This window comes from Pseudoalteromonas sp. US3C1004 (genome assembly GCF_048401065.1).
In the GTDB taxonomy this organism is placed as follows: Bacteria; Pseudomonadota; Gammaproteobacteria; order Enterobacterales; family Alteromonadaceae; genus Pseudoalteromonas; species Pseudoalteromonas undina.
This window is the reverse complement of the sequence record NZ_CP183073.1, coordinates 26,349-48,114: the sequence shown is the minus strand read 5'-3', so window position 1 is coordinate 48,114 and position 21,766 is coordinate 26,349. Positions and strand designations below refer to the sequence as shown.

General features: G+C 41.6%; 25 protein-coding genes. 7 read left to right on the top strand and 18 right to left on the bottom strand.

The window, feature by feature from the left end; genetic code table 11:
- The first annotated feature begins 17 nt into the window (after positions 1-17).
- On the top strand, positions 18-272 hold the full coding sequence (locus tag ACNSN3_RS00240) for a hypothetical protein (RefSeq protein ID WP_418608077.1): 255 nt from the start codon (positions 18-20) through the stop codon (positions 270-272).
- Here ACNSN3_RS00240 and ACNSN3_RS00235 read toward each other — a convergent pair.
- The 4 genes from ACNSN3_RS00235 to ACNSN3_RS00220 form a co-directional block, all read right to left on the bottom strand.
- The gene (locus tag ACNSN3_RS00235; RefSeq protein WP_418608076.1) at positions 269-799 is read right to left on the bottom strand and encodes a DUF4124 domain-containing protein; all 531 of its coding nucleotides are present in this window, start codon (positions 797-799) and stop codon (positions 269-271) included. The two genes, ACNSN3_RS00240 and ACNSN3_RS00235, sit on opposite strands and share 4 nt — an antisense overlap.
- Positions 800-933: 134 nt before the next feature.
- A complete protein-coding gene (locus ACNSN3_RS00230; RefSeq protein WP_054202789.1) occupies positions 934-1,674 on the bottom strand; it encodes a phosphoadenylyl-sulfate reductase in 741 nt (246 codons plus the stop codon).
- Between the two features lie 42 nt (positions 1,675-1,716).
- Positions 1,717-3,414 carry an assimilatory sulfite reductase (NADPH) hemoprotein subunit gene (gene cysI, locus ACNSN3_RS00225; protein ID WP_109875674.1) on the bottom strand — a complete coding sequence of 566 codons (1,698 nt, stop codon included), beginning with the start codon at positions 3,412-3,414 and terminating at the stop codon, positions 1,717-1,719.
- Between the two features lie 67 nt (positions 3,415-3,481).
- Positions 3,482-5,296 (bottom strand): assimilatory sulfite reductase (NADPH) flavoprotein subunit, encoded by a 1,815-nt coding sequence (locus ACNSN3_RS00220; RefSeq protein ID WP_418608073.1) that lies wholly within the window; start codon positions 5,294-5,296, stop codon positions 3,482-3,484.
- Between the two features lie 298 nt (positions 5,297-5,594).
- On the opposite strand from ACNSN3_RS00220, the gene ACNSN3_RS00215 reads away from it, so the two are divergent.
- Positions 5,595-7,205 carry an endonuclease gene (locus ACNSN3_RS00215; RefSeq protein WP_418608071.1) on the top strand — a complete coding sequence of 537 codons (1,611 nt, stop codon included), beginning with the start codon at positions 5,595-5,597 and terminating at the stop codon, positions 7,203-7,205.
- Between the two features lie 238 nt (positions 7,206-7,443).
- On the opposite strand, the gene rpsQ is transcribed toward ACNSN3_RS00215, so the two are convergent.
- From rpsQ to rpsJ, 11 genes are read right to left on the bottom strand one after another with little or no spacing between them, the layout of a single operon-like run.
- A complete protein-coding gene (rpsQ, locus tag ACNSN3_RS00210; RefSeq protein ID WP_008108356.1) occupies positions 7,444-7,701 on the bottom strand; it encodes a 30S ribosomal protein S17 in 258 nt (85 codons plus the stop codon).
- Entirely contained in the window at positions 7,701-7,892 is a 192-nt protein-coding gene (gene rpmC / locus ACNSN3_RS00205) for a 50S ribosomal protein L29 (protein ID WP_008108355.1), read from the bottom strand. Before rpmC ends, rpsQ begins: the two co-directional genes overlap by 1 nt.
- Positions 7,892-8,305: a 50S ribosomal protein L16 gene (gene rplP / locus ACNSN3_RS00200; protein ID WP_008108352.1), complete on the bottom strand. Its 414-nt coding sequence runs from the start codon at positions 8,303-8,305 to the stop codon at positions 7,892-7,894. The genes rpmC and rplP overlap by 1 nt, the downstream gene beginning before the upstream one ends.
- A gap of 12 nt (positions 8,306-8,317) precedes the next feature.
- The gene (rpsC, locus tag ACNSN3_RS00195) at positions 8,318-9,019 is read right to left on the bottom strand and encodes a 30S ribosomal protein S3 (protein ID WP_008108350.1); all 702 of its coding nucleotides are present in this window, start codon (positions 9,017-9,019) and stop codon (positions 8,318-8,320) included.
- A gap of 12 nt (positions 9,020-9,031) precedes the next feature.
- Entirely contained in the window at positions 9,032-9,364 is a 333-nt protein-coding gene (gene rplV, locus ACNSN3_RS00190) for a 50S ribosomal protein L22 (protein ID WP_004588690.1), read from the bottom strand.
- Positions 9,365-9,377: 13 nt separating this feature from the next.
- Entirely contained in the window at positions 9,378-9,656 is a 279-nt protein-coding gene (gene rpsS / locus ACNSN3_RS00185; RefSeq protein ID WP_004588689.1) for a 30S ribosomal protein S19, read from the bottom strand.
- Between the two features lie 15 nt (positions 9,657-9,671).
- Complete coding sequence (gene rplB, locus ACNSN3_RS00180; RefSeq protein ID WP_007376192.1) at positions 9,672-10,496, bottom strand: 50S ribosomal protein L2; 825 nt, start codon at positions 10,494-10,496, stop codon at positions 9,672-9,674.
- A 17-nt stretch (positions 10,497-10,513) separates the two neighbouring features.
- On the bottom strand, positions 10,514-10,816 hold the full coding sequence (rplW, locus tag ACNSN3_RS00175) for a 50S ribosomal protein L23 (RefSeq protein ID WP_006791359.1): 303 nt from the start codon (positions 10,814-10,816) through the stop codon (positions 10,514-10,516).
- Positions 10,813-11,418: a 50S ribosomal protein L4 gene (rplD, locus tag ACNSN3_RS00170; protein WP_008108340.1), complete on the bottom strand. Its 606-nt coding sequence runs from the start codon at positions 11,416-11,418 to the stop codon at positions 10,813-10,815. The genes rplW and rplD overlap by 4 nt, the downstream gene beginning before the upstream one ends.
- Before the next feature lie 17 nt (positions 11,419-11,435).
- Positions 11,436-12,071, bottom strand: a complete 636-nt coding sequence (gene rplC / locus ACNSN3_RS00165; RefSeq protein WP_008108338.1) for a 50S ribosomal protein L3 — start codon at positions 12,069-12,071, stop codon at positions 11,436-11,438.
- Between the two features lie 27 nt (positions 12,072-12,098).
- A complete protein-coding gene (rpsJ, locus tag ACNSN3_RS00160) occupies positions 12,099-12,410 on the bottom strand; it encodes a 30S ribosomal protein S10 (protein WP_002957900.1) in 312 nt (103 codons plus the stop codon).
- A 427-nt stretch (positions 12,411-12,837) separates the two neighbouring features.
- Here rpsJ and plsB point away from each other — a divergent pair, with 427 nt between their 5' ends.
- Complete coding sequence (plsB, locus tag ACNSN3_RS00155) at positions 12,838-15,276, top strand: glycerol-3-phosphate 1-O-acyltransferase PlsB (protein ID WP_010391947.1); 2,439 nt, start codon at positions 12,838-12,840, stop codon at positions 15,274-15,276.
- Positions 15,277-15,331: 55 nt separating this feature from the next.
- On the opposite strand, the gene tesB is transcribed toward plsB, so the two are convergent.
- Positions 15,332-16,189: an acyl-CoA thioesterase II gene (gene tesB / locus ACNSN3_RS00150; RefSeq protein WP_010391943.1), complete on the bottom strand. Its 858-nt coding sequence runs from the start codon at positions 16,187-16,189 to the stop codon at positions 15,332-15,334.
- Positions 16,190-16,272: 83 nt separating this feature from the next.
- On the opposite strand from tesB, the gene ACNSN3_RS00145 reads away from it, so the two are divergent.
- Both ACNSN3_RS00145 and ACNSN3_RS00140 read left to right on the top strand, forming a co-directional pair.
- Positions 16,273-16,731, top strand: coding sequence for an EVE domain-containing protein (locus tag ACNSN3_RS00145; protein WP_010391941.1), 459 nt, complete (start codon positions 16,273-16,275; stop codon positions 16,729-16,731).
- Between the two features lie 123 nt (positions 16,732-16,854).
- Positions 16,855-17,886, top strand: coding sequence for a hypothetical protein (locus tag ACNSN3_RS00140; RefSeq protein ID WP_010391939.1), 1,032 nt, complete (start codon positions 16,855-16,857; stop codon positions 17,884-17,886).
- Between the two features lie 21 nt (positions 17,887-17,907).
- On the opposite strand, the gene ACNSN3_RS00135 is transcribed toward ACNSN3_RS00140, so the two are convergent.
- Both ACNSN3_RS00135 and ACNSN3_RS00130 read right to left on the bottom strand, forming a co-directional pair.
- A complete protein-coding gene (locus ACNSN3_RS00135; protein ID WP_418608062.1) occupies positions 17,908-18,099 on the bottom strand; it encodes a hypothetical protein in 192 nt (63 codons plus the stop codon).
- Positions 18,099-19,166 (bottom strand): potassium channel family protein, encoded by a 1,068-nt coding sequence (locus ACNSN3_RS00130; protein ID WP_010391935.1) that lies wholly within the window; start codon positions 19,164-19,166, stop codon positions 18,099-18,101. Before ACNSN3_RS00130 ends, ACNSN3_RS00135 begins: the two co-directional genes overlap by 1 nt.
- Before the next feature lie 165 nt (positions 19,167-19,331).
- Between ACNSN3_RS00130 and ACNSN3_RS00125 the strand changes: the two genes are divergently transcribed.
- Positions 19,332-20,279, top strand: a complete 948-nt coding sequence (locus ACNSN3_RS00125) for a chemotaxis protein CheV (protein ID WP_010391933.1) — start codon at positions 19,332-19,334, stop codon at positions 20,277-20,279.
- Between the two features lie 169 nt (positions 20,280-20,448).
- The gene (locus tag ACNSN3_RS00120) at positions 20,449-21,759 is read left to right on the top strand and encodes a short-chain fatty acid transporter (protein ID WP_418608059.1); all 1,311 of its coding nucleotides are present in this window, start codon (positions 20,449-20,451) and stop codon (positions 21,757-21,759) included.
- Positions 21,760-21,766 lie beyond the last annotated feature (7 nt).

The window sequence follows — 21,766 nt, the reverse complement described above, 5'->3', positions numbered from 1 at the left end:
GCTGCGCAGAGGTCGCTATGTCTTCAATTGTAATAATAAGACTACTTAAAACATCGATTTTGCTTGGATTGTGCTTAATAGTGACAGGCCATGGTTTAATTGTATCGAGCTACTTTACCAACCAGTTCGGCATTAAAGGTATTATTACTGCAGCTGCCTGTATTGCAATTGGCGTACTTTTATCGTTGCCTACTAAAATCTACTTAACTATATTATTAATGGAAGCAGAAAAGCGTTATTTGAAGACACAGCAAAAAACACCTCAAAACTAAAAGCCGCTAAAACTTTCGACCTCTTTACTGCGTTGCTCTATTCTCTTTTTAGCTTTTTCAGCATCTTCAAACAGCTTATTAATTGATTCACTGTTGTATATCGCTGGTGCTCGCTGAGGAAAAGGCTTTACTGCTGATTTAGCACTGCCACTCAAAATAGCGGTATCTTCTGCAACCACGACATTAATATCGGCGGGGTTAAGCTTTACCACTTCGCTTTTACCATTCTTGTTTGGTACATCTGAGAAATGCCATTGTCCTTGCTCGTCTTGCCATTTATAAATTGGCTTAGGAGTTTCTGTCTCAAAGGTAGCCCCAGTGATTTTTTCACCCGCTGTGGTAATTGCTGAGGTAATACTATCTAACGCGCTAGATGAAAGCGCTATCATTTCATTCTTGACCTCTGTTGATTCATTATAAATATGAGAGGTGCTTAGCCAAGGCTGGCCATTTGGTTTTTTAATATAAAACAATAAGATAACAGCAATTATCATCACTGACACTGCTAAATAGGTGAAGTATTTCATAGCGTTCCTGCTGTGTGTTTAATCCATCATCACAACCAATATAATAAAAAAGAATCAATTCAGCAAATATTAAACAATAAAAAACGCAGCAAAGGCTGCGTTTTTTCATTTTATAGCTTTGAATAATAAGGTAATTAAATTCCATCACCATCAATATGTAAGCCACATTCACGGTTCAAGCCAAAAAAACGGGTTTCCTCTTCACTCATGCCGGGCTCTAGTTTACGCGTGGTGTGCACATCCCCCATCGACACATAACCTTGCTCCCATAATGGATGGTATGGCAAATTATGCTTTGTTAGATACTGATATACATCGCGATTATTCCATTCAATAATGGGATACACTTTTACCGTACCTCGGCTTATTTCTAGTACTTGCTTTTCAGCACGGCTTGAGGATTGATCTCGACGTAGGCCACTAAACCAAGTGCTCGCATTTAGCTCCTTTAAAGCGCGTGTCATTGGCTCTACTTTATTAAGCTGGTTGTATTGCTTAATACCTGCCTCACCTAGCTCCCATAATTTTCCAAATTTAGCCTCTTGCCATGCAGGGCTCAGCTGCGCTTTATACACTTTTAGGTTAAGTGATAACTGCGAAGTCATTTGCTCTATAAACTGATAGGTTTCTGGAAATAAGTAGCCTGTATCGGTTAATACCACAGGTATATCTGGGCGCTGTGCAGTCATTAAATGCAACATAACTGCAGCCTGAATACCAAAGCTCGATGATAAAAACGCAGTGTCAGGCAAATTTTCAAGTGCCCATGCAACGCGCTGCTCTGCGCTCATGTCAGCCAGCAAACCGTTCGCATCAGCTAACATAGCCTGTTGGCTTTGCTTATCTAGCTGTAATATGTTTTTAAATTCACTCATGGTCAACTTTAAACCTCACCAGCGCTTTGCGCTGCTTTTAAATTATGCGTAAAAATCGGTAACGGATACTTTTACTTCTGCAACAATACCTTTGCGAATCACAAAATCACCAAAACATTCGCCATCATCACGTTCACTAACCCATTGCCCAATGAGTTTATCGAATGCTTCTAAGTAAACCTCTTCGCCAACATTTTCAAGGTAAAGCTTTGGAATACGTGTACCCTCAGTATTCCCCCCAAGGTAAACGTTGTACTTACCTGGGCCTTTGCCGACCAAGCCTGCTTCTGCTAGCATGGCACGACCACAGCCATTCGGACAACCAACTACACGCATAATAATGCTGTCATTTGGCACTCCGTGTTTGGCTAATAAGCCTTCTATTTTTTCAATTAAACTCGGTAAGTAACGCTCAGCTTCGGCCATAGCTAATGGGCAAGTTGGCAATGCCACACACGCCATTGAGTTTTTGCGTTGCTCAGTGTCCTTATCGTCAATCAAACCATGATTGCGGGCTATTTCTTCAATTACTGCTTTTTGATCGGCCGGTACACCCGCAATAATTAAGTTTTGATTTGCCGTCATGCGAAAATCACCTTGATGAATTTCTGCAATTTTGCGACACCCTGTTTTAAGCGGCTTATCTGGGTAGTCTAAAATACGACCGCTTTGAATAAATAAGGTTAAGTGGTGCTTACCATCAATGCCTTCTACCCAACCAATACGATCCCCTCGGTGAGTAAACTCATAAGGGCGGCTTGGTGCAAAGTTCACGCCTGCGCGCTTTTCAACTTCAGCTTTGAATACTTCAGTGCCAACACGATCGAGTGTGTATTTAGTTTTTGCATTTTTACGATTTGAGCGGTTGCCCCAATCACGCTGAACAGATACCACGTGCTCAGCAATTTTTAACGTATCTTCTAGGCTAATAAAGCCAAAGTCGTCCGCTTTACGTGGGTAGGTTGCTGTATCGCCATGGGTCATCGCCAAACCGCCGCCTACTAGCACGTTAAAACCAACGAGTTTGCCATCCTCAGCAATCGCCACAAAGTTTAAATCGTTAGCATGTACGTCCACCTCATTGTTAGGTGGGATCGTCACTGTAGTTTTAAACTTACGCGGTAAATACGTTGAACCTAAAATAGGCTCTTCTGTAGTTTCAGATTTTTCGCCATTGAGCCAAATTTCAGCGTATGCCTTCGTTTTAGGTAATAAGTGTTCAGAAATTTTTGCCGCCCACTCGTAGGCCTCTTGATGTAACTCAGACTCAACCGGATTGGTAGTACATAATACATTACGGTTAACATCACCGGCGGTGGCAATAGAATCAATTCCAACACTATTAAGCAATTGGTGCATACCTTTAATTTCAGGTTTTAATACACCATGAAACTGAAATGTTTGGCGAGTAGTTAAACGAATACTGCCATAACTGGTTTTATCACCAGCAAATTTATCAATTGCAAGCCATTGCTCTGGCTTAATAATACCGCCAGGCATACGTGCGCGTAGCATCACATTATGCAGTGGCTCTAGCTTTTGTTTAGCACGTTCAGGACGAATATCGCGATCATCTTGTTGATACATGCCGTGAAAACGAATTAACTGGAAGTTATCGGCGGTAAAACCACCGGTGATCTCGTCTTTTAAATCTTGCTCTATGGTGCCACGTAAAAAGTTGCTTTCTCTTTTCAAACGCTCGTTATCAGAAAGCTTTACGTTTTTATCTTGTTCGCTCATGTTTAATCCTAAATTTGTTACAGTGACGGCTGTTAGCGTTATTTTTTATAAAGTAAGCAATGTGCACTTAGTACACGTCTTTCTGATAGCGATTTGCGCTTCTTAAGTCTTTTAAGTACTGCTCTGCGTCTTCATAGCTTTTACCAGTGTTTTCGCTAATGATATCAACTAAGGCATTGTGCACATCTTTTGCCATGCGGTTAGCATCGCCACACACATAAAAATGAGCTCCCGCTTCTAACCAATCAAACACTTCTTTTGAGTTTTTACGTAACTTGTCTTGTACATAAACTTTTTCTGCTTGGTCACGGCTAAACGCCACATCGACCTTACTTAGTAAACCTGACTTTAAATACCCTTGAATTTCTACTTGGTACAAGAAGTCTTGAGTAAAGTGTGGGTTACCAAAAAACAGCCAGTTTTTACCTGTTGCTTCTCGTGCATCACGCTCTTGTAAAAAGGCGCGAAATGGCGCAATACCAGTACCTGGGCCAACCATAATAATTGGTGTGTCATCGCTTACTGGTAAGCGGAAGTTATCGTTATGTTCACTGAATACTTTTACTTTACAGCCTTCTTCTGCGCGGCGTGCTAAGTACCCTGAACAACCACCTAAGTGCTCTGTGCCAAACGCTTCAAACTCAACCAATGCAATAGTTAAGTGCACCTCATCTTCAACCTCAGCTTGGCTAGAAGCAATTGAATATAAACGTGCTTGTAATTTACGCAGGCAATCAACTAGTGTTTGCGCTTCTAATTTAGCTGGGTTTTGTGCAACCACATCAAAGATTTGACGAGGCTCAATGTATTCGCGCATTGCGCCTTTATCTTCTACTAGTTTAAGCAGCTCAGGCGTGCCTGTAGCCGTGGCGTACTTTTCAACAAACCCAGGGTAGGATTGTGTTAGCTCTAGTTTTTCAATTAAGGCATCACGTACGCTGAGTTCTTCATCGCCAAGTTTAACGCGGCTAGTTGGATCAATTTGCGTTTGCGCTAGTAGCTCATCTACACGGGCTTCATCATTTAAAAAGTAAATACCGAGTGAATCACCAGGTGTATACGCAATGTCTGACCCTTCTAGTGAAATTTCAACATGGCGTACATCTTTGGTTGAATCACGACCGGTAATTTTTTGCACTAAGCTTAGCTCTGCCGCAAACGGATTTTGCTTTGTGTACTGACTAGCCGCTGCTGCAGGAGCGCCAAATGGCATTGATACAACTTGACCGCTAGTTGCATCTTGCTGGGCTTTTAAGTCTGGTTCAAACGCATTTAATGCGCCCTCAATCCAAGTGGCTGCTTCGTCATCATAATCAACGTCTAGGTCGGCGCGTTGATGAATAACCTCTGCACCTAATTTAGTTAAACGCTCTTCAAAGTCTTTAGCGGTTTGGCAGAAAAATTCATAGCTAGAATCACCTAAACCTAATACTGCAACTTTGACACCATCAAGCTTTGGCGCTTTTTTAGTAATTAAAAATTCATACAGTGTTTCGGCGTCTTCTGGTGGCTCACCCTCGCCGTAAGTCGATACAACAACGGTTAAAAACTTCTCTTTTTTCAGGGCTGTCGGTTTGTAATCTGACATACTAACCAGTTTAGTTGCTAAGCCGCGAGACTCAGCTTGCTCTTTAAGTTTAGTCGCCACCGCTTTAGCATTACCTGTTTGCGAACCATATAAAATGGTCAACGCTGCCGCTTCCGAGGTTGCGGGTGTAACTGAAGCTGGTGCGCCTAGCGCTGCAGAATTAGCATTAGCAGCTAAGTAGCCGCTAACCCAGGCTTGCTGAATTGGATTAAGCTCAGCCACTAAACCTTGTAGCTTTTGTACTTGCTCTTGCGAAAGCGGACTTGCTAGCGCATTGAGTTGACCTAACAACATGAATTTTTCCTCATAACCCTGAACGTTAAACACAATGCCTGTTCACATTGTTTAAAAATGAGTGCCACCTCACTCAGAAAGTTCTGTTGAGGTTAATTGAGTATGCAGGATAGCCGCCTAAGCATAGATAAAAAAAGAATAGAATCTGCTTTGATATTCCATTTAGTTATTAAGTTACCTAAAAACCTGCGAAATAGACCTAAAAGGGTTTTATTGTCTTTTATGAAATTTTAATTTAACAATTTTGTAACTTTAATGTTCTAAGGTATATTACGCAAAAATATAAATAGGAACACCTATGTTACACGGTATATATAAAAACAAATTACTTTTGAGCACCTTGTTATTATCCTCATTACCCGCGATGGCTAATGTGGTTAATGGCAACTTTGAACAATACAGTGGCAACACCCCAGATTCGTGGACAGTGATTGATAGCGGTATTAACGTATCTGCCAACAGCACAGTCGTAAGCACAGGCTCACAAGCAGCAGCGATTAGCGTTAATACAGGCACACAAAGCAATACTGATTTTTTGCAGCAAGTCGCTGTTGAAATGGGTAAAACTTATGAGTTCTCAGTAGATGTGTATCATACCGAAGGCCATCTTAAGGCGCGTTTGTTGATAGATGGTTATCAAGGCTATTCAAATCCAGCACAAACCAACCAATGGCAAACCATTACTTACAGCTACACAGCCGATAGTAATAAAACCATTGATGTCGGCTTACGCTTTTATGATACAACGGGATTTGATGGTAGCGAGTTAGTTTATGTTGATAACTTCTTGCCTAGTAATGACAGCAGTGGCTCTCCAAGCTGCGCAGATAACGGCCTTACTTTTAGCCTAACCACAGATAACTACGGCGAAGAAACCAGCTGGCAAATAGCGCACAACCAAACCGGTGTCGTTGCAAGCGGAAGTGGGTATGCTGCAAACACCCAATATACCGAACAATTATGCGTAGCCGATGGTGAGTATACATTTACTATTAATGACAGCTATGGCGATGGTATTTGCTGTTCATATGGTAGTGGTAGCTACGCCTTGAATAATGAAAGCACATTGCTCGCCAGTGGAGCTAGTTTTCAAACAACCGAGGCTACTGCTTTCTCATTAGGAAGCACTGAGCCAACACCGACGCCAACCGGCTACTATGTGACAACTCAAGGCTTGTCTGGTTACACGCTAAAAACTGAGCTTTATAACATTATTAATAATCATAATGCTCAGGGGTATTCCGCTATTTGGAATTTTTACGACGCATCGGCGCGTGATAAATACTATGAAAACGATAATAGTATTTTAGATATGTACAGCGAGAAGCCCAATGGCTCTGATAGCTACACATACACAGCCGTTAGCGATCAATGTGGCACCTACAGTGGTGAGGCAGATTGCTACAACCGAGAGCATTCGTTCCCTAAAAGTTGGTTTGGTGGAAAAGTTGAACCGATGAACTCTGATGTTCATCATATTTACGCCACTGACGGTTATGTAAATTCAAAACGAAGCAACTTCCCATTCGGTGAAGTAGCAAGCGCTTCGTTTACCTCAACCAACGGCAGTAAATTAGGCTCTGCAAGTAATACGATTAATTACAACGGTACTGTGTTTGAACCTATTGATGAATTTAAAGGTGACTTTGCTCGTGCTTATTTTTACATGGCAACCCGTTATCAAAACGTAATTGGTGCTTGGCAAAATAACACCGCAGCTAGTAATGACGTGCTTAATGGCACCAGTACCCAAGTATTTGAAAGCTGGGTTGTGGCCATGCTGTTAAAGTGGCATAACAACGATCCTGTTAGCCAAATGGAATTAGACCGCAACCAAGCAGCGTTTGAATTTCAGGGAAATCGTAACCCGTATATTGATCATCCTGAATTTGTAGAGATGATTTGGTAAACGGGCTTCGGGCTTCGGGCTTCGCAGAAAACATAAGCCTTTGCTTACGCAAAGGCTTTTCTTACACCTATTTTATAATATTATTTTTTGCACTTAGGTTCGTAACACTCAACCCAAACTTCGACGCTATAATTTACTTACTTCTGAAGGCTGAAAGCTTCAAACTTATCGCTTTTTTAAACGCAAAAAAAACCCCAGCAAAAGCTGGGGTTTCTTTTAAAACAGACTTAATTAAAAATTAAGCTTGTTTTGGACGTTCAACAACATCTACCAAAGTCCAAGATTTGTTCTTAGAGATTGGAGCGCATTCACGGATAGTGACAGTGTCACCCGCTTTTGCAGTGTTATTTTCGTCATGTACGTGTAACTTAGTCGTACGTTTGATGAATTTCCCATAGATTGGGTGCTTCACGTAACGTGCGATAGCAACAGTGAAAGATTTTTCCATCTTGTCGCTGATTACACGGCCTTGAAGAGTACGAATTTTATCGCTCATTATTGACCTGCCTTCTGGTTAATAATTGTTTTTACACGCGCGATATCGCGACGTACTGTTCTTAGCGTGTGTGTCTGAGCTAGCTGACCAGTGCTTGCTTGCATGCGCAGGTTAAACTGCTCACGAAGAAGACCTAGAAGTTCAGCATTAAGCTCTTCTACGCTTTTATCTTTTAGTTCGTTTGCTTTCATCACATTACCGTCCGAGTTACGAAAGTTGTTTTGAATGGCAGCTTACGAGCAGCAAGGTTAAACGCTTCACGAGCAAGCTCTTCTGAAACACCTTCCATTTCGTAAAGTACTTTACCAGGCTGAATTTCAGCAACCCAATATTCAACAGAACCTTTACCTTTACCCATACGAACTTCAAGAGGCTTTTCTGTGATCGGCTTGTCAGGGAAGACACGGATCCAGATTTTACCTTGACGTTTCACGTGACGTGTCATAGCACGACGAGCTGCTTCGATTTGACGAGCAGTCATGCGGCCACGACCAGTAGCTTTCAAACCGAAAGTACCGAAGCTTACTTTGTTACCGTTTTGCGCTAGACCACGGTTGCGGCCTTTATGCATTTTACGGAATTTTGTACGTTTTGGCTGTAACATTACTCGCTACCTCTACTTAGCACTTTTTTTGGCTTTCTTTGGTGCGCGTTTAGCTGGCTTCTCTTGCTCTTGTACTAGTGGTAAACCACCAATAACTTCGCCTTTGAAGATCCAAACTTTAACACCAATGATACCGTAAGTGGTTAAGGCTTCAGAAGTTGCGTAGTCGATATCAGCACGAAGAGTATGTAGAGGTACACGACCTTCACGATACCATTCTGAACGTGCGATTTCTGCGCCGCCAAGACGACCGCTAACTTCAACTTTAATCCCTTTAGAACCGATGCGCATTGCATTTTGTACCGAACGCTTCATAGCGCGACGGAACATAACACGACGCTCTAGCTGAGAGGCAATGCCGTCTGCTACTAGTTGTGCATCTAGTTCTGGTTTACGTACTTCAGAAATATTAATCTGAGCAGGTACACCAGCGATTTTAGTTACCGCTTGACGTAATTTTTCTACGTCTTCGCCTTTTTTACCGATAACAACACCCGGACGAGCCGTGTGAATAGTTACTCGGATAGATTTTGCTGGACGCTCAATAACGATTTTAGACACAGAAGCCGCTTTCAATTCCTTAGTAAGGAATGTACGTACTTTGTGATCGCCAAAAAGCTGTGCAGAGAAATCTTTTGAATTCGCGTACCAGGTAGAAACCCAAGGTTTAGATATACCTAGGCGAATACCAGTAGGATGAACTTTTTGTCCCATTACTTATATCTCCTAGCTATCTGAAACCACAACAGTGATGTGGCTTGTACGCTTAAGGATGCGGTCTGCGCGTCCTTTAGCACGTGGCATAATACGTTTCATTGTTGGACCATCGTCCACAAAGATCGTTGTTACACGTAGCTCATCAATGTCAGCACCTTCGTTATGCTCTGCGTTAGCAATAGCAGACTCAAGTACTTTCTTAACTAATACAGCCGCTTTTTTCGGGCTGTACGCCAGGATTTCTAGTGCGCGATCGACAGGTAACCCGCGGATCTGATCTGCAACTAGACGTGCTTTTTGCGCCGAACCAGAGGCGAATTTATGTTTAGCTAATGCTTGCATTTATCTTCCCCTCTTAACGTTTCTTCGCTTTCTTATCCGCAGCATGGCCACGGTAAGTGCGAGTTGGTGCAAATTCACCTAGTTTGTGACCGATCATTTCGTCAGAAACGAAAACTGGTACATGCTGGCGACCATTATGGACAGCAATGGTCAATCCGATCATGTTAGGTATGATCATTGAACGACGGCTCCAAGTTTTAATTGGCTTCTTTTCACCGCTTTCCAAAGCTTTCTCTACCTTCTTCAGCAAGTGTAGGTCTATAAAAGGACCCTTCTTGAGAGAGCGTGGCATGGCTATTCCTCAATATTACTTAGTACGACGACGTACTATAAATTTATCCGTACGCTTGTTCTTACGCGTCTTAGCACCTTTAGTCGGTTTACCCCATGGAGACACAGGATGACGACCACCAGATGTACGACCTTCACCACCACCGTGTGGGTGATCAACCGGGTTCATGGCAACACCACGAACTGTCGGACGAATACCACGCCAGCGATTTGCACCTGCTTTACCAAGTGAACGAAGCATATGCTCAGCATTGCCTACTTCACCTAGCGTAGCACGACAATCAGATTCAACTTTACGAACTTCGCCTGAACGAAGACGTAATGTTACATATTGACCATCACGAGCAAGGATTTGAACGTATGCACCAGCAGAACGTGCGATTTGAGCACCTTTACCTGGTTTTAATTCTACGTTGTGAACAGTCGAACCTACAGGCATATTACGCATTGGTAATGCATTACCAGGTTTGATTGGTGCATCAACACCAGACTGGATTGCATCGCCAGCTTTTAAGCCTTTAGGTGCGATAATGTAACGACGCTCACCGTCTGCATATAATACAAGAGCGATGTTTGCGCTACGATTTGGATCATATTCTAAACGCTCAACAGTGGCTGGAATGCCATCTTTAGTACGTTTAAAATCGATTAAACGGTAATGCTGCTTATGACCACCACCGATATGACGAACCGTAATACGACCATTGTTATTACGACCACCTGATTTAGAGTTTTTCTCTAATAGTGGTGCGTAAGGTTTACCCTTATGTAAATCTGGGTTAACCACTTTAACTAGGTGACGACGACCCGCAGAAGTTGGCTTACACTTTTGAAGTGCCATAATTCTAACTCCCCTTATTACTCGGCGCCGCCGACAAAGTCCAGCTCGCTACCTTCTTTAAGAGTAACGTAAGCTTTCTTCCAGTCGCTACGACGACCGAAACGCATGCCAGTACGTTTTGTTTTACCCTTAACGTTAAGTGTGCGAACACCAGTTACTTCTACTTCAAAAAGCTTCTCAACTGCCGCTTTAATTTCAGCTTTAGTTGCATCATTTACTACTTTGAAAACAATTGTGTTGTTTTCTTCAGCAGCAATTGTGCTTTTTTCAGAGATGTGTGGAGCAAGGATCACTTTTAAAAGACGTTCTTCACGGATCATGCTAGCGCCTCCTCAAGTTGCTTAACAGCAGCAGCTGTAATTAGTACCTTATCGAAAGCAATTAAGCTTACAGGATCGATACCAGCTACATCACGTGTGTCAACCTTGTACAGGTTACGTGCCGATAAGAAAAGATTTTCATCTACTTCTTCAGTCACGATAAGAACATCTTTAAGCTCAAGTTCTTTAAGCTTAGCAACTAGTTCTTTAGTTTTTGGTGCTTCAAGACCAAAACTTTCAACAACGATTAAACGCTCTTGACGAACTAATTCAGATAAGATGCTTTTGATCGCACCGCGGTACATTTTACGGTTTACTTTTTGGCTGTGGTCTTGTGGTTTAGCTGCGAAGCTAACGCCACCTGAACGCCAAATTGGACTACGGATTGTACCAGCACGTGCACGGCCAGTACCTTTTTGAGCCCATGGTTTTTTACCACCACCGCTTACTTCAGAACGTGTCTTCTGAGCACGAGTACCTTGACGAGCACCTGCTGCGTATGCAACAACTACTTGGTGTACTAATGCTTCGTTAAACTCACGTCCAAAAGTAGCTTCAGAAACTTCAAGAGCGCCAGAAGCGTCTTTAATTGCTAATTCCATCACTAAATCTCCAGGACTTATGCTTTAACAGCTGGTTTAACGATAACGTCACCGCCGATGGCGCCAGGTACTGCACCTTTAACTAAAAGCAGGTTACGCTCAGCGTCAACGCGAACTAGTTCAAGGTTCTGAGTTGTTACTTGCTCATTACCCATTTGACCGGCCATTTTCTTACCTTTAAACACCTTACCAGGTGATTGGTTTTGACCGATTGAACCAGGAGCACGGTGAGATAGAGAGTTACCATGTGTAGCGTCTTGCATGCTGAAATTCCAGCGCTTAACACCACCTTGGAAACCTTTACCTTTAGAAGTACCGGTTACGTCAACTTTGTTGATTTCGTTGAATAATTCAACAGTAAGCTCAGCGCCTACTTCAAAATCGCCTTCACCACCATTTAGGCGGAATTCCCACAGACCGCGACCCGCTTCAACACCAGCTTTAGCGAAGTGACCCGCTGTTGCTTTGTTTACACGGCTTGCTTTTTTAGTGCCTGCGGTTACTTGAAGCGCGTTATAACCGTCTGTTGCGTCAGATTTGATCTGAGCAATGCGGTTAGGAGTCGCTTCAATAACTGTCACAGGGATAGATACACCATCTTCAGTGAAGATACGTGTCATACCCACTTTACGACCGACTAGACCTAATGCCATTTTCCTAAAACCTCTCTAATCTTCCGATTAACCCAGGCTGATTTGAACATCAACACCAGCAGCAAGGTCTAAACGCATAAGTGCGTCTACAGTCTTGTCAGTTGGTTCTACGATGTCGATCAGACGTTTATGGGTGCGGATCTCGTACTGATCACGCGCGTCTTTGTTAACGTGCGGTGATGTAAGTACAGTAAAACGTTCAAAGCGTGTAGGTAGTGGAATTGGACCACGTACTTGTGCGCCAGTGCGTTTCGCAGTTTCCACGATTTCCGCCGTTGATTGGTCAATCAAACGGTGGTCAAAAGCTTTTAGGCGAATACGAATGCGTTGATTTGACATTCTTAAACCTCAATATAAAGAGCATTTAAAGAGCATAAAAAAACGACCGAAACAATCTTAATAATTAAGATGCCGGTTGTTTGATTATATCTACGTTGAGTTCCAAATCGGAACTCCTGTTTATTAGCTTGAAATCCAAGCTTAATTTATTCTTTCTTGTTCCCGAGGGAATTTTGAAAGCCTGCGTATTATAATGGTACTGGTGATAAATGCAACAACTATTTAGACATTATTACTTTGTTATTGTCGTTTAAAAAATAGCTAAGTTTATTAATAGTGAACGCAATAGAGGTGATGATGTCTTTATAATGTCATAGCTTGTCGATTAATCTGCAGGGGATTTTTTAGATATTATGTTATCCTATGCGCTAATTTTGCTGTTATATACCCATATTGGTTTGGGTAACTACTCTCTTATGGTGAGTCAATGCGTATTTTAAATTATGGTTTAAATCTTATCTCTGGTGGTATCAGCCGCTTGTTTGTCAAAAGCAAAGTACTGCCTGAAAAACCTTTAGAGCAATTTGAGCTGAACCCTAAAAACCCGACCTTTTATATAGTGCGTTTAAATTCACGCTTTGATTTAGCGGCACTGGCACGTGTTTGTAAACGAAATGGTTTACCAGACCCAACAGAGCAGCAAGTATTAGGTGACGAGGCGTTAGATCGCTTTATCGGCATTAAAAACCCTCCCCCGCTATTTGGTGATAAAGAAAAACCTACCAATGCATTAGCGCAAGGCAAACACATTGTTGAGCATTTATTAAATAGTGGCCAAAAAAATGTCCAGGTTGTGCCTGTGACTATTTTATGGGGCAGAGCGCCGGGTAAAGAAAAGCCAGGATTAAGCACTTTACTTTCGCACTCACTTACGCCCAGCTGGTTTAGAAAAATCTTTGTGGTACTTTTTTCAGGAAGAGATAACTTTATTCGATTTAGCCAGCCACTCGACTTATCTTTATTGGTTAATGAAAAAGCCGACGTTAATGAACTTCCTCATAAGCTGTTGCGTGTAGCTCGAGTTCACTTTAAACGTCAAAAGCTGGCTGCTACAGGGCCTAAAATACCATCTCGTGATCAGTTATTTAGCTCACTGCTGGCATCACCAACAATAAAAAAAGCAATTCAAACCGAGGCCACTGAAAAAAACATCAGCCAAGCCCAAGCGCGACAAAACGCCTTGAAGTTGCTGGATGAAATTGCCGCTAATTATAGTGATGCCACCATCCGCGTTGCGGATCGTATATTAACGTGGCTTTGGAATAAGCTTTATAATGGCATTGATATAAAGTACACCGAGCAAATTCATGACCTAACCAATAAAGGCCATGAAATAATCTACATGCCTTGTCATCGAAGTCATATGGATTACTTACTGCTAACCTACTCTATTTATCATCAAGGCCTTGTACCACCGCATATTGCAGCTGGGATCAACCTCAACTTTTTCCCTGCAGGTGGCATATTCCGCCGCAGTGGTGCATTTTTTATTCGTCGCTCATTTGCTGGTAACAAACTCTACTCAGCGGTATTTAAAGAGTACTTGAGCCAGTTATTTATAAAAGGTTATTCGGTTAAGTTTTATACCGAAGGTGGCCGCAGCAGAACCGGACGTTTACTCCCCCCAAAAACCGGCATGCTCGCCATGACATTACAAGCAATGCTGCGCGGTATTGATCGCCCAGTATCTATTGTGCCTGTATACATAGGCTACGAACACGTAATGGAAATAAACACCTACTTAAAAGAGCTCGCGGGTAATGATAAAAAGGGCGAGTCGATATTAGGTATTTTTAAAGCGATTAAAAACTTAAAAAACTATGGTCGTGGTTATTTAAATTTTGGTGACCCTATTTCTATTAACCAATACCTAAATGACAACCAGCCAGACTGGCGCGAGTCAATTCATGCTACCGACGTGCAAAAGCCACAATGGTTAGGGCCGCAGGTGGCTAATCTTGCTGATCAGGTTATGGTTAAAATTAACAATGCAGCCGCACTTAACTCAGTTAACTTACTGGCGATGATTCTGCTAGTAAACGATAAGCACGCATTGAGTAAACCTAAATTGCTAGCTCAGCTTGAGTTTTATTTGCGATTACAACGTGAAGCTAGCTACAGCAATAAAATAACCGCACCCGATGAAACGCCAGAGCAACTGCTAGAACACGCCTTAAAGTTGAATAAGTTTGATGTGATCAGTGATGAGTTTGGTGAAATTATTGCGATAAACGATAAAGAAAAAACCTTATTTAACTATTACCGTAATAACATTTTGCATATTTTTGCAGTGCCTAGTTTAGTTGCCCTGCATTTATTCAAGCAGCATCAAAGTAGCGTTACTCGCTGCCATCAATTGGTAAAATCTTTTTATCCGTTATTCGCCAAAGAGTGGTATTTACAAGAGCTTGATGAAAGCTATGTAACCCGCATTTTAACTAACTTTAGCGATCAAGGCTTAATTGAGCTTGATGGTGATAACATTAAAGTGACTCAAAATAACGATAGCTTTGCCAAACTCGAAATGCTTGGTCGTGCATTAAGCTTTACTCTGCAACGTTATGCGATTGTGATTGGCTTTATTCAAACCAGCCAAGGTATTGCAAAAGCAGAACTGGAACGTGAAAGCTATGTGTTGGCACAGCGTTTGGGTACGTTACATGGTATTAAAACGCCGGAGTTTTTTGATAAGAAGGTACTTAGTAGTTTTATTTCCAATCTTCGCGAACAAAAGCTTATTAGTGAATCTGATAGCGGCTTACAAGGAAGCCAAGAGCTGTGCGAGACCTACAAGCAACTGCAAACACTGTTGCCAGCACGTATTTGGCAATCAATTACTGACATTGTTCACGCTCAATGTCAGTAACATACTCTTATTATCCACTGTATTGAATTAACTCAATATAGTGGATTTTAAAGAGTTAGCGCTGGCGCATTACCCCTTCTTGAATCGTCGAGGCAACTAAATTTCCTTGGCGGTCAAAAAACTGCCCACGTACCAGCCCTCGTCCCGAACTCGCGCTTGGGCTATCAATGGTATATAACATCCAATCATCCATTCTAAATGGACGATGAAACCACATAGCATGATCTATGGTCGCTACTTGCATATTCGGCTGCATAAACGACACACCATGTGGCTGCAGCGCGGTTGGTAAAAACTCAAAGTCAGACGCATACGCCAATAAGTAATTATGAATACGTTGATCGTCCGGCATATCGCCATTGGCTTTAAACCAAATATGTTTTACCGGTTCTAGGGCTTCAGGTTTAAAGGGGTTATGAAAGTTCACCGGGCGCATTTCAATCGGCATTTCACGAATAAACTTATTACGGATTGCTTCAGGAATATGCTGTGCATTTTCTTGATAAAACTCTAACGAAGAACGCAGTTCTTCAGGAGCTGGAACATCAGGCATGGTTGCCTGATGCGATAACCCTTGCTCTTCACCTTGAAACGACGCTGTCATGTAAAAAATAGGTTTACCGTACTGAATCGCACTGACACGTCGAGTGCTAAAACTTTTACCATCACGTATAGTTTCTACATCGTACACAATCGGTTTTGCAGCGTCGCCTGGACGTAAAAAATAAGAATGTAAGGAATGAACAATACGCCCCGCAGGCAGTGTTTCTTTAGCTGCTGAAAGCGCTTGCCCCATAACTTGACCGCCAAACACCGCTCTAAAACCTAAATCTTGGCTTTGTCCTCGATATAAACCTTGCTCAATTTCTTCAAGTGACAACAGCGACAATAAATCATCTAATACTTGGCTCATTATTTCTTCCTCAATCCCCTAATTTATAAATGATACTATACAATAGTTAAAAAATACTAACTCACTGATTGAGGAAATTTAATATGGCATTTTGGCTTTTTAAAACCGAACCCGACGCCTTTTCAATTGATGACTTAAAGCAAGCGCCAGAGCAAACAACGCTATGGGAAGGTGTACGCAACTACCAAGCGCGTAACTTTATTCGCGATGATGTAAAGCAGGGCGACTTAGTGATGATTTATCATTCTAGCTGCAAACAGGTTGGCGTTGCAGGACTTGGTGTGGTTACTAAGGCTGCTTACCCTGATCCAACGCAATTTGATTTAAGTAGCGACTATTACGATGCTAAGGCAACCACTGAAAACCCTCGCTGGTTTGTGGTAGAAATAACCTATCAGGCGCATTTGAGTAGTTTAGTCAGCCTGCAAGCGATCAAAGCAAATACAGCTATAACTGATATAGCACTTAAAAAAGGCGGGCGTTTATCGGTCATGCCAGTGACCGAAAATGATTGGCATGAAATTTTAAATATGGCGAAATAAACCACTAAAATAACTACATTTTCTTCATTAAAATAGTACTCCACCAGCGCAGCATGTCACCGCTCGATTTTCTTATGGGGCCAAATTTGTTATGATCTGCGGCTTGCGTTTACTGGAGGAAAAATGAAATTACTGTATTGGTTAGATGAATGGTTAACTCTCAGCGATGATGAGAGGCAAGCAAAACTACCAACCTCTGGTGGAGATTTACTCGGTGATGTGTATGTAAAATATCACTTTGTTGACCTCACTAAACCCCTACTTTTTACTTTTTCTCCTGCGGGCACCGATATACAAGAACGCGATCTAAATGAAGACTTTGCCCCTTGGGGCTATCATTTAGCGCAAAAGCAAGATGTTAATATTATTGCGTTTCAGCATTTGGGTAAAAGCAATTGGTTTCGTAACCGCAATTTAATCTTTTTTATTGAGCAGCTATCAACTTTACTCTCTCCTTTTAAAACTAAGTTAGGCTATGGGCTCAGTCGTGGCGGCTTTGCTGTGGGTGCATTTGCTAAGTTACTCAAGCTCGATAAAGTACTGCTTTTCCATCCTGTTAGCACCAAAAACAAACTTATCGCCCCTTGGGATGACCGCTCAAGTACTGAAATTGCTCAGCAATATGACTGGCAAGGTGACTACCATGACTTAGACTTAGGGGATGCCAAGGGTTACATTATTTACGACCCAACCAATCGTATTGACCGCCAACATGCTAAACGCTATAAACAGCTCACTCACTTACGCGTGTTTGGTATGGGTCACGGCACTCACGCCACCTATTTAAATAAGTTTGGCTTTTATAAACAAGTAGCGGTTGATTTTATTCGTGATCAGCAAATCGACATCGCGCAATTTAGGCTGCAAACAAAAACACTGCGTTTAAAAGAGGATTATTATAAAAAACTTAATAAAGCCAACGCTAAATCGGCACATCGCCAAGCGTTATTAAGTACGGCTCACACTATTTTAATCGACGAAAAAGCAGCGCACGTTAAAGAGCATCAAGCGAAAATTGATATTCAACCTTTAATAGAGGTAGCTATTAAGCATCAAGACGAAAGCCCAAATGATGCCATTAAGCTATTAGAAGTTGCTCAACAACTCGTGCCTGACGACCCACTTGTTGAGCATAAACTGAGACAATTAGAATAAGTAACAAAAGGTACTCATTCTTTACTTTTTCTTGGCGTGCCCTTGCTTGGGCACAATCGAAAAGTAAAGAATCAGCGCTACCCACGAAAAGAAGATAGCGCCGACTAGCCAGCCATTTTTTTCATGGCCTTGGCTACGCTTACTGTTAAGAATTATCATGATAGGAAAAATATAAGCACATAAAACAATAATTAAAAAAGCAACTTCAGTCATTATTTTTCCAAGCTAAGCCAATCAACTTCACCACTTAACACCCGCTCTTGCGCGATGTAATGCAGAATATCACCCGCATTTACTGCATAATCTAGAGGTGGATTTAAATCCATATTCTTTGCACTTAAATTATGAGCAACACCTAACAATATTGCATCATGATCGTACTTAAAATGATGAAATAATTTACCAAATTCCATGGTTTTTATATCACTGGGTATTTGTAGGCTAAATTGCGTATCACCATGCAAAGTAGATAACAACTCTTCTTGAACTCGACTTGAGCCTGGATCTTGCATTGAGCGCACCAAAATCTCTGCTGACTTAGTGCTACTACACTCTACATTGTGGCAATGCTCTAATAACATTTCCACTTTCGTTTCATCAAAAAAGTGTGCGCTAATGTGACAATCTTCTTTGACTAAACGGCTAATACGCAGTGCGGTAGTAAATGTTTGGTCGTCATCTTGGCCATCAATAATCACTTTATCGGCATGGCGAATGGCAACGCGTTCTAATTCATCCAAATCGGTGAAACTAGTCAAACGAGCAAAATCAACATTCTCATTACTTAAAAATGGATGCTCTATTTGTTCAGTAACCGCCAATAAAATACGGCGGTCTGTACGTTTAGTATCAGCCAAAATATAGTCGATCATTTTTTTTGTTCGAGCATTATGCCAACCAAAAATAATAATGTGATTACTACTGTGAGCAAAGTTTTTATCACCAGTCATAGCGCGCCTAATTAAGTAAGTTACTGTTTGCCCTGTTTTACCTAACAAGACACCAAATAAAGCCAAACCAAAGGGTATTTGTATTAATGCGACAATCCAACGGCCCAAGTCAGATGATGGACTTAAGTCTCCATACCCTACCGTTGAAGTGGTTACCGTGTAGTAGTAAAAAAAGGTCCCTGGCGAAAGTAGTGCTTGCTCATTAGCCATAAATAATAAGCACCAAGTAAGTAGCATGTGTAAAGACGTTGCTATTACAACAGACTGCCAACTAACCTGATCAATGTGACTGCGCAACAGCACAACAATACGTTTAAAAATATGATGCATAATTTTTTGTTAATCGATTGATTATTTGAATCATTTGGTAACACGATACTGCACATCATAACACTTAAGCAACGTTTTACTGTAATCGAAATATTCACGGTTCGTTATGAATAAAAATAAGAGTAAACTATAGTTATTAAGTTATGAGGAAAGAATGGATCTATTATGTCAGGTGTTTTAGCGTCAGTTGATCAACGTACTCAGCTTGTAGGTGAGAATCGTTTAGAATTGCTACTTTTTTATTTACATAGTCGCCATTTATTTGCACTCAATGTATTTAAAATTAAAGAAGTAGTGAAGCTTCCCCGTTTAAGCAAAATACCGCACTCTCACCCTAAGGTGACGGGTGTTGCCAATATACGAGGTGAATCTATTCCGGTGATTGATTTACGCCAAGCCATTTCTATGTCGCACAAAGAGCATGGTGAAGATTGTAATTTAGTAGTGACTGAATATAACCGTACCACCCAAGGGTTTTTAATTGGTAAAGTTGATCAAATCATGAACATGACCTGGTCTGATATTATGCCACCACCCAGCTCAGTGGGTAAAAATCATTACATTACTGCACTTACTAAAGTACAGCGCGACGACGTGGAGCACTTAGTAGAAATTATAGATGTAGAAAAAGTACTGGCTGAAATAGTTGAGTACGAGGTTAATATTTCAGATGGAGTGTTAGACCAAACTATAGTTAACGAATTCTCTGGGCGAAAAATACTACATGCTGATGACTCGCCAACAGCACGCAAGCAAGTTAGCGATACGCTATCGCAGCTTGGTATCGAAATCGTTCCTGCCAGTAATGGCTTGGAAGCACTCAATATGCTGAAAAGTTGGGCCGATGAAGGCCGCGATGTTGAAAAAGAATTACTTATGGTGATTACCGATGCCGAAATGCCTTCAATGGATGGTTATCGATTAACCTATGAAATACGTAACGACAACCGCTTAAAAAACTTACATGTGGTACTTAACACCTCCTTAAGTGGCAGCTTTAACCAAGCCATGGTGGAAAAGGTCGGCTGTGATGCATTTTTATCAAAATTTCAGCCTGACTTACTGGTGCAAGAAGTACAAAATCGTTTAAAACATGTGTTAGGCAACGCTTAATTATAAAACTAGCAAATATCTGCCAGGGTAAATATTTGCTAGTAACATTCTCCTCATCAGCAACCTTTAAAAAACCTGCCTTACTGAGTGGTTATTCAAAGCGGTGTTTGCTAATCCTAAGATTTCATGATTAATTAGCAAATAAGTTTTCACTAACTCGTTATTAATTATGCTAAATAAAGTTGCCAGCCCGTTTACTAAGCTCGTTGAGCGCTACTTACCCGACCCATTTATATTTGTCATTATGCTCACTATTATTACCTTGAGCATTGCGAATTTAGCGACTCCTGCAACCACACTTGAGGTAATAACATCATGGGGTAGCGGGTTTTGGAACTTACTAAGCTTTGCCATGCAAATGCTGTTGGTGCTAGTAACAGGCTATATGCTCGCCAGTACCTCTTTAATAAGTAAGTTACTAACAAAATTAGCAACGCTTGCTAATACGGCCCCAAAAGCCATTATTTTAGTGACATTTATCTCGCTTTTAGCAAGCTGGCTTAATTGGGGGTTTGGATTAGTGATTGGAGCTTTATTTGCTAAGGCTATTGCTAAGCAGACTCGAGTAGATTATCGGCTCTTAGTAGCAAGTGCTTACTCAGGTTTTGTAGTATGGCACGGCGGATTGGCAGGCTCCGTACCACTAACCATTGCCAGCCAAGGGCATTTTTCACAGGCAACAATGGGGATTATTGGCACCGAGCAAACCTTGTTCGCAGGTTTTAACATTGCGATTCTGATTGGCTTATTTATTATTATGCCGTTGGTTAACCGCTACATGCTACCGAGTGAAAAAGACAGTGTTTATATTGACCCATCACAGCTTAAGAACACTCTACTCGATAGAGTAACAATAACACGCCCTGCGCAACATTTAGAACAAAGCAAACTGCTAGGCATGGGCATTGGCTTACTCGGACTTGCCTACTTAGGTTATTACTTTTTTATCGCAGGTGGCGGCTTAAATCTCAACAGCGTGATAGCGCTTTTCTTATTTTTAGCTATCACACTACATCAGACCCCCCACAATTTACTAAATAGCCTACAACAAGCGATTCCGAGTGGCGCGGGAATTGTAATTCAGTTCCCTTTTTATGCCGGTATTATGGCGGTTATGGTCGATACAGGGTTAGCACAACAAATATCGCAGGGCTTTATTGCCATAGCGGATGCCGATAGCTTGCCATTTTACAGTTTTATTAGTGCAGGACTCGTTAATATGTTTGTGCCATCCGGTGGCGGACAATGGGCAGTCCAAGCGCCTATTGTTATCCCTGCAGCACAAGAGCTTGGTGCAGATATGGCAAGGGTTGCTATGGCTGTGGCGTGGGGAGATGCGTGGACGAATCTAATTCAACCCTTTTGGGCCTTACCGGTATTAGCCATTGCAGGGTTAAAAGCTAAAGATATTATGGGTTTTTGCGTGGTACAGCTTGTTATTACTGGAGTATTTATTTCACTCATATTGAGCTTTTATTAATCTAACT

Coding starts and splice junctions, on each gene's coding strand:
- ACNSN3_RS00215 (WP_418608071.1), top strand. CDS start 5,595: ATGTTACACGGTATATATAAAAACAAATTACTTTTGAGCACCTTGTTA.
- ACNSN3_RS00135 (WP_418608062.1), bottom strand. CDS start 18,099: ATGACTGAAGTTGCTTTTTTAATTATTGTTTTATGTGCTTATATTTTT.
- rpsS (WP_004588689.1), bottom strand. CDS start 9,656: ATGCCACGCTCTCTCAAGAAGGGTCCTTTTATAGACCTACACTTGCTG.
- rplC (WP_008108338.1), bottom strand. CDS start 12,071: ATGGCATTAGGTCTAGTCGGTCGTAAAGTGGGTATGACACGTATCTTC.
- rpsJ (WP_002957900.1), bottom strand. CDS start 12,410: ATGTCAAATCAACGCATTCGTATTCGCCTAAAAGCTTTTGACCACCGT.
- rplD (WP_008108340.1), bottom strand. CDS start 11,418: ATGGAATTAGCAATTAAAGACGCTTCTGGCGCTCTTGAAGTTTCTGAA.
- tesB (WP_010391943.1), bottom strand. CDS start 16,189: ATGAGCCAAGTATTAGATGATTTATTGTCGCTGTTGTCACTTGAAGAA.
- rpsQ (WP_008108356.1), bottom strand. CDS start 7,701: ATGAGCGATAAAATTCGTACTCTTCAAGGCCGTGTAATCAGCGACAAG.
- rplW (WP_006791359.1), bottom strand. CDS start 10,816: ATGATCCGTGAAGAACGTCTTTTAAAAGTGATCCTTGCTCCACACATC.
- rpmC (WP_008108355.1), bottom strand. CDS start 7,892: ATGAAAGCAAACGAACTAAAAGATAAAAGCGTAGAAGAGCTTAATGCT.
- rpsC (WP_008108350.1), bottom strand. CDS start 9,019: ATGGGACAAAAAGTTCATCCTACTGGTATTCGCCTAGGTATATCTAAA.
- ACNSN3_RS00235 (WP_418608076.1), bottom strand. CDS start 799: ATGAAATACTTCACCTATTTAGCAGTGTCAGTGATGATAATTGCTGTT.
- ACNSN3_RS00145 (WP_010391941.1), top strand. CDS start 16,273: ATGGCATTTTGGCTTTTTAAAACCGAACCCGACGCCTTTTCAATTGAT.
- cysI (WP_109875674.1), bottom strand. CDS start 3,414: ATGAGCGAACAAGATAAAAACGTAAAGCTTTCTGATAACGAGCGTTTG.
- ACNSN3_RS00125 (WP_010391933.1), top strand. CDS start 19,332: ATGTCAGGTGTTTTAGCGTCAGTTGATCAACGTACTCAGCTTGTAGGT.
- ACNSN3_RS00120 (WP_418608059.1), top strand. CDS start 20,449: ATGCTAAATAAAGTTGCCAGCCCGTTTACTAAGCTCGTTGAGCGCTAC.
- rplV (WP_004588690.1), bottom strand. CDS start 9,364: ATGCAAGCATTAGCTAAACATAAATTCGCCTCTGGTTCGGCGCAAAAA.
- ACNSN3_RS00130 (WP_010391935.1), bottom strand. CDS start 19,166: ATGCATCATATTTTTAAACGTATTGTTGTGCTGTTGCGCAGTCACATT.
- ACNSN3_RS00220 (WP_418608073.1), bottom strand. CDS start 5,296: ATGTTGTTAGGTCAACTCAATGCGCTAGCAAGTCCGCTTTCGCAAGAG.
- ACNSN3_RS00240 (WP_418608077.1), top strand. CDS start 18: ATGTCTTCAATTGTAATAATAAGACTACTTAAAACATCGATTTTGCTT.
- rplP (WP_008108352.1), bottom strand. CDS start 8,305: ATGTTACAGCCAAAACGTACAAAATTCCGTAAAATGCATAAAGGCCGC.
- ACNSN3_RS00230 (WP_054202789.1), bottom strand. CDS start 1,674: ATGAGTGAATTTAAAAACATATTACAGCTAGATAAGCAAAGCCAACAG.
- plsB (WP_010391947.1), top strand. CDS start 12,838: ATGCGTATTTTAAATTATGGTTTAAATCTTATCTCTGGTGGTATCAGC.
- rplB (WP_007376192.1), bottom strand. CDS start 10,496: ATGGCACTTCAAAAGTGTAAGCCAACTTCTGCGGGTCGTCGTCACCTA.
- ACNSN3_RS00140 (WP_010391939.1), top strand. CDS start 16,855: ATGAAATTACTGTATTGGTTAGATGAATGGTTAACTCTCAGCGATGAT.